The sequence below is a fragment of the Vibrio sp. J383 genome (genome assembly GCF_023503985.1).
In the GTDB taxonomy this organism is placed as follows: Bacteria; Pseudomonadota; Gammaproteobacteria; order Enterobacterales; family Vibrionaceae; genus Vibrio; species Vibrio splendidus.
Window position 1 is genome coordinate 3505885 of sequence record NZ_CP097293.1, and the last position, 11534, is coordinate 3517418.

Sequence of the window (11534 nt, forward strand, 5' to 3'; positions counted from 1 at the left end):
CTAGCATTCGTCATCCGCTAATCAATCACCGCTCAAAGTGTTACTCAAATTCAAATTGATAGAGAAGATCCACAGCACTGTCTAGACCCGATACTGCCTCAACGTAGAGATCCTGCATCAATCGATAACGAACGGTAAACTCGCCTAACGAGTTAAAGATACCCACACCATATTTCACCTGTAAACCTGGGAGAATATAGCCGCTTACCGTAACCTGAGAGTCATCCCCAGAGCCTGCTGTATCCAGTTGTAAATCTTGTACACCAAAGGCTTCGCCGATTTCGCCAACAACCTTACCACTCTTCGCCAAACTCAAACCGATCAAGGTTGTTGTCATCGAACCGCTGGACTCACCATCGATATCTTGGCCACGCAGAATATAAGACAGCGCGTTCGCTTGTGGCATCGCTGGATCAGAGTAAATCTCGATGGTCGGCTCTGTCGCAGGGCCTGTAACTCGAATACCTGCGGTCACATCATCCTGAGTATTATCAGGGTTACGAATCGCATTGATGGCTACATATGGTTGATCCGGTGGACCATTCATTAGAATTTTACCCTCTTCGATCAAGAGGTCTTGCCCGAATGATTGGTAAGTACCATCGACGATATTCACTTCACCAGTGATGAATGGACCTTGGTCTTTTTGAGCTACATTGAGCTTACCAACCAAGTCGCCTTCAAGACCAAAGGCAGACAATTTAAAGTCATCACCAATGGAGATATTAATATTGGTCATCACATTGAATGGGATCGTATCTTCACTTTCAGGCTCAAGATCTTTGTTCAATATCACCTGATCCGAAGACACACCAACCGCTGACGGTGGTAAGTTTTCTACCACAATTCGTCCCCATGGTAGTGCAATATCACCGGTAATTTTCGCCAGTTCTGGTGTGACATCAATGGTCATATCAGGCACGACCTTAACCTTGACCATCGGCGGGATATCAACCATCAACTCATCGGCAAAAACTCTAACATTAGAGTGCCATGCTTTAAGATCTTGCCAATCTCCGGTTCCCTCAATATCAAGGTGACCGTCAGGTGTTTCTACATTCGCATCAAGCTTTGCACTATAACCATCAAAGTCGAGATCGACACGGCCATCTTTCACATCAACAGGCGTAACGTCACCTTTGACTTGAATACCATCAACCGAGAACTGACCAAAAACTTGAGGGTGCATCAAAGATCCTTTAACTTGAAGATCACTCTCAAGGTCGGCTTTCAATAGACTGTACTCACCTAGGATGGGTTGCAAGAAATCGAGGTGGAAAGTGGTCAGCTTAATTGCAGCATCGACCATTTTGTCTTCGGCAAGAATATCCGGTAACGACACCGTACCAGACAGGTCACCATTGTCGGAAACATCCAGCTTAAAATCGGCATCCAATTTGTTATCTTTCAGCTGGGCATTCAATGCAATACTTTCCCAACCCAATGTGATTGGCTCACCAACTTGTTGAACAACCTGACCTTTCGGCATATCAACGCTTACCGTAACCTCAGGCTCACCTTGTTCAGACCACTTAGCATGGGCAGTCGCATTGACTAAGCCCTGTAATTGCGTCTCTTTAGGCACAAAGGCTTTAATCTGCTCGAAATCAAATTGATTGATGGCCACCTTGGCCTCACCCGATTTTCCGACACGAACATCTTCATCCAAGCACACACTCGAACCAGATTGCTTCCAACAGTGCGCTTGAACATCGGCAAACTGTTTATCGACATCCGCCTTTATCGCGACAGGTTGATCTAATACCCAAGGACCTTGCTGAGTGATTATTTTGACTCTGTCTAACGACCCATCCCAAATAATAGAAGGCTTTTGAATCAACTCTCCAGAGATCGCCAAACTTGTCGACACGATGTCGGATATCACATCAAGTGTCACTGTGTGTTTCTTCTCACCACCACTCACCGTAAGATCAATACTTTCCACGTTTTGATCTTGATAGGTTAAGTTCTTAGCTTTGAGTACAAGATCGGCTTGGGCTTCAGGTAATGGCAGAGGAACCAAAGAGCCATTAAGCGACAAGGATTCTAGTGTTGCTTCGTTATTCCAATCGACCTTATCAACATTTAAAGCAAGATCGACTTCAGGCTCTTTCGTTGGGCCGCTAATTTGGATGCTACCGATCACTCTACCTTTCAGCTCAGGACTACTTTTTGCAAGCTCAGGGAAGAAGATCTCAACGCCCATGTCCCATTGCTTATCAAGTTGCCCCTGTGCCTTAATCGAGTTCACACCATGAGCCAAGCTCAAACCGCTGGTTTTCAGCTTTGGTTCACCGCTCGCGCTGCGATCTGACGCAGACAACTGACCTTCGATATCCAGAGGGTACTCTCGCAAGATCCCTTCAATATCCAGTTTAGGCAATTCAATCGCCCAACCGCCCGCTTCCGTCAACTCACCCGAGGTGACTATGCTTCCGCTAATGTTACCCTCGGCTTCTGGCCATTGCAGGCCCGGCTGAATGTCTTTGAGTGTCACGTCAGCTTGCCAGTTAACGAGACTCTTCCAATTCGCTTTAACGACACCGTTAAGTTCACCGCCTAGCGTGTTTAGCTTTAGACGCTCGAGCTCAATCTGTTCCGTCGTGCCTTTACCCTGTAGATCGATTGATAACTCAGGGATTTCCTTCCCATCGGCCCCACCTTTAAGTAGAACATTGAAACCATCTAGTGAGCCATTAGCTTTGAATTTCTCAATTGTCGCTTGGTAATCGCTTTCTCCGGTAAGAGGCCACTGCGCTTGTCCGCCCTCTAAAAGAAGGTCAAATGGTAGAGTTGGCTCTAAGGGTTGAATATCCCCAGACAGCTTTGCCTCAATCAATTCAGAAAACTCGGAATCTAGGTTTAGTTTAGCTACGCTACCTTGCGCTTTCAGGGATAATTTCTGACCAGCGAGGTCTGTTTCTTTCACTAACGCATCCAAAGAAAGTTCTAGCGGATAGCCCCCCTTGAGCTCAACCTTCGTCGCTAAATTCGCACTTGCTTGGGGCATATCGAGCTCTAGAGTGGAAACATCTATCGTGTGCTTACCCGCTTTAGCTTCAAGGCCAAGGTGGTTGACAATAATTGGCGTTTCTTGTTCTAAGGTGAAACGGTTGAGGTCAAAACGCTCAAGTACAACCTGCAAAGGAATTAAGACTTCAGGTAACTCGATAGCCGTTTTAGTGGCAGCCTCTGGTTCTACCGTTTCTGTTTGCGGTTCTTCTGTCGATTCAGCAAGCTTAATTTTTAGGTCATTGAACAAGGTTGGCGATACCGTCAGCGTTTCTCCCTGCATGCTCAGAGCCGTTGAGAACAGACCCCATTCGATTTCATGACCCAAGATATTCAGTTTGATATCAGATAAAGCGATGCGATTGATCACTATTGGTAATGGTGTTTTCACTGATGTTAGGGGCGGAGTCGGTTCTACTTCTTCTGTAGAGGGGGGAGGCAGTTCAGTAAATGCGAAGTCCAATCCTTGAATCGCTAAACGATCAACACACAGCTTAGGATCAAGCAAACAACGAGGGTTAATAGCCAAGTTCAGCTTTTGAACCTTGGTGTCGATATGCAGGCTGTCACCTTTAAACTGAACATTATTAAGCGTAAAGCTTGGGAACAGGGCCCCTTTAGTACTTTCCACTTTAAGTTGTGGTAATGCTTTTTCAGCGCCCCACAACACGGTGTTCAACCCTGGATTGGTGAACAAAACAAAACCAAGCAGGGCTATCAACAATAGCAAAATAGACGTCAATGAGATCGACGTCCACTTCAGGCACTTGCCCATCACTTTGATCATAATTCAGGTCCTAAACTAAAGTGCAGTTGGAACTCATCGCCTTTCTTCGCATCTAGGCCCCAAGCAAAATCTAGACTCACTGGACCAACGGGGGACGCCCAACGCACCCCGACACCGGTGCCGTGCTTCCACTCTGGCTTGTCATTAAATGCATCACCAATATCGTAGAATGCAGCGCCCCACCAGTTTCCAACCAAGCGGTATTGGTATTCAAACGAGCTGGTTGCAATGAATTTTGCACCCGTTAGTGCACCACTTTCATCACGAGGAGAGATCGACTCATAGCCATAACCACGAATACTGTTATCACCACCGGCAAAGAATCTTAGGGAAGGAGACAGCTTCTCAAACTCGTCGGCAAAGTTACCGCCAAATTGAAGCCGAGTTAAACCTCGGTGGTTATCGCCAATGCTTCGAATCCAAGCGGTTTGGCCTTGAAAACGAACAACCTTAGTTTCAGATAACAAGGTATCATCAGCCGCTTCAAACATAATGGTTTGTTTATCGCCCCACATAGGCATCGAACCACCTCGCGTTCGAGTTCGTGAGAAAGAGAAACCCGGCAAAACAAACTGTGCCAAGTCATCTTGTAAACCTTGTTCATAGTTTTCGACCAAGTATCGAATGAACACCGTGCGTTGCCAGCCATTGTCCAGGCGCCAGTACCTTTCTAAGGCGAGGTTTGATTCCAAACTCTTGGTATCACGATTATCCAAATTTTTCATACCGTACTTAACTTGGTAGTAGTCATTAAGTACGTCATCCAATGGGATTTTATAAGCCGCAGTGATCGTCTGCTCAGGCTTGGAGATCGACAAGCTACTATTGAAGCTATGGCCTCGGTCATTAACCCAAGGTTTTTTCCATTTAAGAGTGCCTTTCACACCAAGGTCTGTTGAGACACCGATACCCGTTTCGATTTGGTTACGAGCTTGCGGAGCAAGGCTAACCTTCATCGGGATTTCTCGGCCTTCGCCTAACTGGCTTAAATCTGGCTCAACAAATACCGAGGAGAACCAATCTGTATTCGACAAGTTTTGGTTGTACTCGCCGACTTTGGTAATTGAGTAAGGTTCGCCATCTTCAAACGGCTTGAGAGATTGAACTTTGTCATCTTCAATTTGACTGCCCGTCACTGTGGTTGTGCCAAAGTGGTAGCGTATACCACTGTTATAATGAAGGCGGACATAAGCACGGTTTAATTCAGGGGCGACTTCTAGCTTGCTAAGATCATACGACCCATCGAAGTAGCCTTTCGCTAATCCAAGGTTGCGGATCGATGATTTCAAAGAATCATAATTGCCATGATTCAGAATCGAACCTTTAGACAGCTTACTCCTAGCTATCAAAGCCAAAAAGTCAGGATCATCTTTGGCTTCACCAGTCAGAACGATATCTGAGGTATAAATAACAACAGGCTCTCCCGGCTCAACCGTAACGGTCATTTCGGTATCATCTTCGGAGTGAGAAAATGTGATATTAGGGTGGTAGTAACCTAACGCATTCAGGGCTTCTTTTATCATAGACTCCAAGCGAGATTGGAACCTTAATGAAACCGAGTACTCTTCTTCAGGAATCGCACTCAGATAAGCATCAACATTATCCTCAAGCGCTCCATTGAGCCCTTTAATTTCAAGGGAAACATCAGCGAAAGCGAGCGTCGATGACAATAGAGTGCCAATCAGAACTGGTAAAGTTTTTCTTATCATGCTTAATTGGTGAAAAAGTTATCAATACGTTAATAAATGAAAAGAAATAATACCGCTAAAAAGACATTGAGTCTGTAATAAATCTTGGAATAACACGGTCTAATTTAAAGACTTAATCAATATGAAGCAGCCGTTAATATGAACCTGGATCTAATGTTAACTTACGCGGTAAACGTATGCGAAAAGGAATATAACATGCTAAACAAACAACAACTGGTTTCCGCAGCAACTGCATTACCGGGAAATGCAGACCCAATCCGAATCACTGAGCGCCATTTTGTCAATCAAACGGACTTGCTCGATGCACCTATGGGTTCCCAACAAGAAGTCCTACTTGGTATGGGATGCTTTTGGGGAGCTGAGCGTTTGTTTTGGCAACTTGATGGTGTTATTTCCACATCCGTTGGCTACGCTGGTGGATACACAGTCAATCCCACTTATGAGCAGGTATGCAGCGGACAAACCGGTCATACCGAAGTCGTTCGTGTCATTTTTGATAGCGAACAAACATCTTTAGCTCGAATACTTGAGACCTTTTGGGAGCGCCATAACCCAACCCAAGGTATGCGCCAAGGCAACGACTTAGGGACTCAGTACCGTTCCGCGATATACACATTCAGCGAACAGCAACAAGCCGTCGCCGAGCACTCTAAACGTGAATATCAACGAGCAATGACTGAATCATTAGGCAACGAGATCACGACGGAAGTTCTGCCTGCTGGAAAATATTTTTTCGCAGAAACCTACCACCAACAATACCTAGCCAAAAATCCTAACGGTTACTGTGGGTTGGGCGGTACGGGTGTGTGCTTCCCTCCGCAATAATGTGTGTTAGGCATACAAACTAGAGCAACATCCATTAAAAAAGGGCTTCCGCTAGGAAGCCCTTTTTCATTGGAAATCTATTTGACGCAATGCAAATCTACAACAGTCAGTTACACCGGCAGCGCAGCAATCGTGCCGTTAACTTCTTTAAAAATAGTGAGCTTTTGTTTGTCTGAAACTTCAGGAAGAAGCACTTTGCCTTGGTCGAAGCGAAACTCTCCGATACCCTCAATAGCAAACTGGCCTTTGAATAGGACTTTAACGAAACGTGCCACCTGACGTGGACGGTAAGTAGAAAATTTTCTTAACATAATACAACCTCAATTCCATTTGAGTACTACAGTCACGTACCTAAACACTAACGTATTCAAAGCACATTCAATCGCTAATTCCTTTAGCAAACAGCAAGATAATCTATTGTTCATCTCGATATTGATGCATTATACCTTTTGGTAACAAGCCTGCAACTTATTTCTACGTCGTACGATAAAAAAGTTAAAGAGGCATTTTTCAAATTTCATATTATACTTCCAGAGCAAACCAATAAGCGGAACAAAAATATAATGAAAAACAAAACTCTACTGGCTTTTTTAGCCGCAGCCTCTCCACTCTTCGCCAATGCTCACAACCTATCTGTAGGTACAACTCTGCCTGCTGTCGATGTTAGCAACTATGGTGAAATCGTACTAAACGACGGAAATACCGGATATCAAGCTTGGGCAACCAATGATCTTCTAGGTAAAGTTCGCGTCGTTCAAGCTATCGCTGGCCGTAGTAGCTCGAAAGAGCTCAACGCACCACTGATGGCAGCCATTACAGCATCGAAATTCGCAGAAGACAGCTACCAAACCACTACTATCATCAACCAAGATGATGCGATTTGGGGTACTGGGTCTTTTGTTAAATCATCAGCCGAAAGCAGCAAAGAAGAATTTCCATGGTCTTCTATGGTGCTAGATGAAGACGGCACGGTAGCGTCATCATGGGCTTTAAAAGAAGAAAGCTCTGCGATTATCGTTCAAGACAAGCAAGGTAAAATATTGTTTGTTAAAGAAGGGGCATTAAACGAATCAGAAGTCACTCAAGTCATTGAGTTGATTAAAGCGAGCCTTTAAGAAGATATTCGCGTCTTTTTCGAGACCTGACCAAAGGATATTGTTATATTATAACAGTATCCTTTTTTAATTCTGTGGTTAAACATACTCATGTGGCAAAACACACCTAACAATGTGAAACGCAAAACAGGCTTCTTGCTTGGGCTGATGCTCATGTTAAGCGTGTTAGCGGCAACACATATGGTGGATATTGACCCCGATCACCACACTTCGCATCACTGTGAGCTGTTTTCGATAAATCAGTTCATTACTGCGCACTCACTGCCACAAGTTCCAGAGTTCCATTCAGAATTTACAGCCACTATTACAGAGCCAGTAATTTCGTTACAGCGCCTGTATTTCGCTTATTTAGCACGTTCACCTCCTGTAAATATCGCTTAATTACCACTACTTTTTAATTAACCTTTATTCAGGAAAAAAACATGAAACCTACTATTTTAGCCGTTGTTATCGGCATGACTGTCTCAACGAATGTTCTAGCTAACGAAGAATTCCGCTCTCACGAAGCACACGTGCACGGTAAAGTTGAAGTGAACATCGCTCAAGATGGGCAAGAGCTGCTTGTTGAAGTAACAGCTCCCGGCGCTGATGTGGTTGGCTTTGAACATGCTCCAGAAACTGCAGAGCAGAAGAAAGTATTTGAACAAGCGATTGCGCAACTGAACAAGCCAGAAGAGCTATTTGGCTTCACAAATGCAAGCTGTACTCTGAAGTTCAAGTCAGTGACGAACACCTTGGAAGACGAACATGACGATCATGAAGGCCATGACCACGCTGAAGGCGAACATGACGACCACGAAGGTCATGACCACGCTGAGCACGATCATGACGACCACAAAGACCATGACCACGCAGAACACGATCATGACGACCACAAAGGCCATGACCACGCAGAACACGATCATGACGACCACAAAGGCCATGACGATGCTGAGCACGATCATGATGACCACGAAGGCCATGACCACTCAGAAGGCGGCCACGGTGAGTTCACTGTCGAGTACCACTACCAATGTTCTGACATTGAAAAACTGGATACCGTGAATACTCAATGGTTCTCTAAGTTCAGCAACACAAAATCAATGACTGTGAACCTGCTAACTGACAGTGCTCAAATTCAAGAAGTGCTTAACGCAGATCGTATTAGTTTTCGATTCTAATTAGCATTAGATTGAATTAAACGTAGATAAGCAGCCAAGTAAGTATTCACTTACTTGGCTGTACAAATCGGTGTGCTCTGGGAATTTATTATTCTAATAACTGTCCAGTAGAGACACCGCTTTAATTATTGGAGCTAATATGTCTTTTGACAGTTCATCACTTGTGGTCAAACTCGAAAATATCAGCTTTCGTTGGAAGCCTGAATTGCCCCCAACGCTAGAGATCCCCTCACTGCATATCCAAGCCCAAGAGCACCTTTTCATCAAAGGACCTAGTGGTTGCGGGAAATCAACATTGTTAGGGTTACTGACCGGAATCAACCAAGCTGAACAAGGCGAAGTATCTATCCTTGGCCAAGATCTCACACAGCTAACACCTCGCCAGAGAGACAAATTCAGAGCCGATCATATTGGTTATATATTCCAACAATTTAACCTGCTTCCTTACTTGTCAGTCATCGACAACGTGACGCTTCCTTGTCAGTTTTCTAAGATTCGTAAGCAGCAAGTCACTGAAAGTCAGAACAGCCTGCAAGCAACCGCTCAAGAGTTGTTGCTCAGATTAAAGCTACCTCAAGCTCTAATGGACAAGCCCGTTACCGAGTTGAGTATTGGTCAACAGCAACGTGTTGCTGCCGCTCGTGCTTTGATCGGCCAACCCAAAATCATTATTGCCGACGAACCGACATCGGCTCTGGATCATGACAACCGAGAAGCCTTTATCGAACTGTTACTAGAACAAGCCAATCAGGCGGATTCTACCCTGATCTTTGTCAGTCACGATCCAACATTAGAAAAACTGTTCACTCGAACCATAGATTTAAAAACCGTTAACCAAGCTAAGGTTGTCGTATGAAAGTAATTACTCACTTAGCCTTAAAAAGCGTACTCAACCGTAAAGCCACAGCCATTCTGACTATTCTCACCGTGGCGGTGTCAGTCATTCTATTACTCGGTGTGGAACGTGTAAGAACCGAAGCTAAGAGCAGCTTTGCGAATACGATTTCAGGTACTGACCTTATCGTCGGTGGCCGCTCTGGTCAGGTAAACCTGCTGCTTTATTCCGTATTTCGAATCGGTAATGCGACCAACAACATCGACTGGAAAAGCTATGAAGAATTTAGCCAGCACAACGCTGTAAAGTGGGCGATCCCAATCTCATTGGGTGATTCACATAAAGGCTTCCGCGTAATGGGCACGAACCATAGCTACTTCGAAAATTATCGCTATGGAAGTAAGCAACCACTTACTTTTCAGCAAGGTAAAGAGTTTAATCAGCTATTTGATGTCGTGATTGGTGCCGATGTCGCGAAGAAGTTAGATTACAAGATTGGTGATCACATCATTCTGGCGCACGGTATCAGTGATGTCGCCTTCAGTCGCCACGACAATCTGCCCTTCACCATTGTCGGAATACTCGCGCCAACCGGCACACCAGTAGATAAAACGGTGCATGTTTCGTTAGAGGCCATTGAAGCGATTCACGTTGGTTGGGAATCGGGGGCTAACCTCGGGCACACACCGAATGCTGAAGCGCTAAAGCAACGTGACTTCCAACCGAAGCAGATTACCGCGATGATGGTTGGCCTTAAATCGAAGATCCAAACCTTTGCACTGCAACGAGAAATCAATAACTACCGCCAAGAACCTTTGAGCGCCATTATGCCAGGCATTGCGCTTCACGAATTATGGGGAATGATGGCAGTAGCAGAACAAGCACTACTGATTGTTTCAGGGTTTGTTGTAATCGCGGGACTGTTAGGGATGCTGAGTAGTCTACTCACTAGCTTGCAAGAAAGACGTCGAGAGATGGCCATTCTGCGCGCGATGGGAGCAAGGCCTCGTCATGTGTTTGGTTTACTGATCAGTGAAGCAAGTGCCCTAACCTTCCTCGGTATCACATTGGGTGTTGCCGTGTTGTTTGCCTTGATCGCAGTAGTTGCTCCTATTGTGCAACAAAGTTATGGTATCAACATATCGATATCCGCAATCACACCTCATGAGTGGAAACTGCTTATGTTGGTGCAAGTTGCTGGAATCATTATCGGCTTTATTCCCGCTTTCAGGGCTTACCGTCAGTCATTGTCTGATGGCATGACTATTCGAATCTAAAATAGGAACCTACGATGCAACGCAAATTCCTACTGATACTTGGGTTACTTATGTTCCCATTTATCAGCACAGCTCACGCTGAAACCACTCAGACTGACGAATCGGTATTAACACTCGATTGGATTGACTTGATTCCAGAATCAGAGCGAGCACAACTCGACTCATTTGGCATGCCGATGGTTAACCACGACAGCATGGACAAACCTCAACAATCGACACTTGGCGCTGTTCGCCCAGAGCTGAATGGCAGCACAGTCAAAATTCCTGGCTTTGTGATTCCATTGGAAGGCGATGAGAACATGATCACTGAGTTTCTGCTGGTACCGTACTTTGGCGCATGTATCCACGTGCCACCGCCACCACCAAACCAAATCATCTACGTGAAGTTCCCTAAAGGTGCACCAATCCAGCAGCTATGGGATGTGATCTATTTAGTGGGTACGCTGAAAACTGAGTCAATAAGCCATGACTTGGCGCAAACCGGTTATCTTATTGAAGGTACTGCGATTGAAGAATATGACGACATGTAGTCATTAGAAGGGTGGCTCAAGGATGAGCTGCCGTCACTGAACGAGTGAGATCATTCAATAACAGTTTAATAACGATTATTTTATTCTAAATTACGCGATGTAATTAGATAAGTACGCTAGAACAGCGACATAAGTAGCGAGTAATAACCCTATACTAAGCTGTTTCTTCAGCTTGTTATCATTGACTTGATTCATAACTCCTCCTTGAGAATTACAACAAATTTAACATTTTATTATCATTAGCAAAAGTAAAATTTTGTTGAAACCTTCAACTCTGCACGCAA

General features: G+C 44.8%; 10 protein-coding genes. 7 read left to right on the plus strand and 3 right to left on the minus strand.

The features are described from left to right. Positions 1-40: 40 nt before the first annotated feature. Both tamB and tamA read right to left on the minus strand, forming a co-directional pair. A complete protein-coding gene (gene tamB / locus M4S28_RS15815) occupies positions 41-3799 on the minus strand; it encodes an autotransporter assembly complex protein TamB (RefSeq protein WP_249632082.1) in 3759 nt (1252 codons plus the stop codon). Continuing rightward, complete coding sequence (gene tamA, locus M4S28_RS15820; protein ID WP_108094167.1) at positions 3796-5508, minus strand: autotransporter assembly complex protein TamA; 1713 nt, start codon at positions 5506-5508, stop codon at positions 3796-3798. Before tamA ends, tamB begins: the two co-directional genes overlap by 4 nt. A gap of 195 nt (positions 5509-5703) precedes the next feature. Between tamA and msrA the strand changes: the two genes are divergently transcribed. After that, positions 5704-6333, plus strand: coding sequence for a peptide-methionine (S)-S-oxide reductase MsrA (gene msrA, locus M4S28_RS15825; protein WP_017092969.1), 630 nt, complete (start codon positions 5704-5706; stop codon positions 6331-6333). 110 nt (positions 6334-6443) lie between these two features. Here msrA and M4S28_RS15830 read toward each other — a convergent pair whose 3' ends face one another. Continuing rightward, positions 6444-6644, minus strand: a complete 201-nt coding sequence (locus M4S28_RS15830) for a DUF1107 family protein (protein WP_017080878.1) — start codon at positions 6642-6644, stop codon at positions 6444-6446. Positions 6645-6896: 252 nt separating this feature from the next. Here M4S28_RS15830 and M4S28_RS15835 point away from each other — a divergent pair, with 252 nt between their 5' ends. The 6 genes from M4S28_RS15835 (at position 6897) to M4S28_RS15860 (ending at position 11250) form a co-directional block, all read left to right on the plus strand. Next, positions 6897-7448, plus strand: coding sequence for a YtfJ family protein (locus tag M4S28_RS15835; RefSeq protein ID WP_017086687.1), 552 nt, complete (start codon positions 6897-6899; stop codon positions 7446-7448). Positions 7449-7538: 90 nt separating this feature from the next. Then, entirely contained in the window at positions 7539-7829 is a 291-nt protein-coding gene (locus M4S28_RS15840) for a DUF2607 family protein (protein ID WP_249632083.1), read from the plus strand. A 41-nt stretch (positions 7830-7870) separates the two neighbouring features. Beyond that, entirely contained in the window at positions 7871-8608 is a 738-nt protein-coding gene (zrgA, locus tag M4S28_RS15845; RefSeq protein WP_249632084.1) for a zinc uptake protein ZrgA, read from the plus strand. A 139-nt stretch (positions 8609-8747) separates the two neighbouring features. Next, positions 8748-9464, plus strand: coding sequence for an ABC transporter ATP-binding protein (locus M4S28_RS15850; protein WP_249632085.1), 717 nt, complete (start codon positions 8748-8750; stop codon positions 9462-9464). After that, positions 9461-10720 (plus strand): ABC transporter permease, encoded by a 1260-nt coding sequence (locus tag M4S28_RS15855; protein WP_004735278.1) that lies wholly within the window; start codon positions 9461-9463, stop codon positions 10718-10720. Before M4S28_RS15850 ends, M4S28_RS15855 begins: the two co-directional genes overlap by 4 nt. A 14-nt stretch (positions 10721-10734) precedes the next feature. Further along, positions 10735-11250 (plus strand): DUF3299 domain-containing protein, encoded by a 516-nt coding sequence (locus tag M4S28_RS15860; protein ID WP_004735277.1) that lies wholly within the window; start codon positions 10735-10737, stop codon positions 11248-11250. Positions 11251-11534 lie beyond the last annotated feature (284 nt).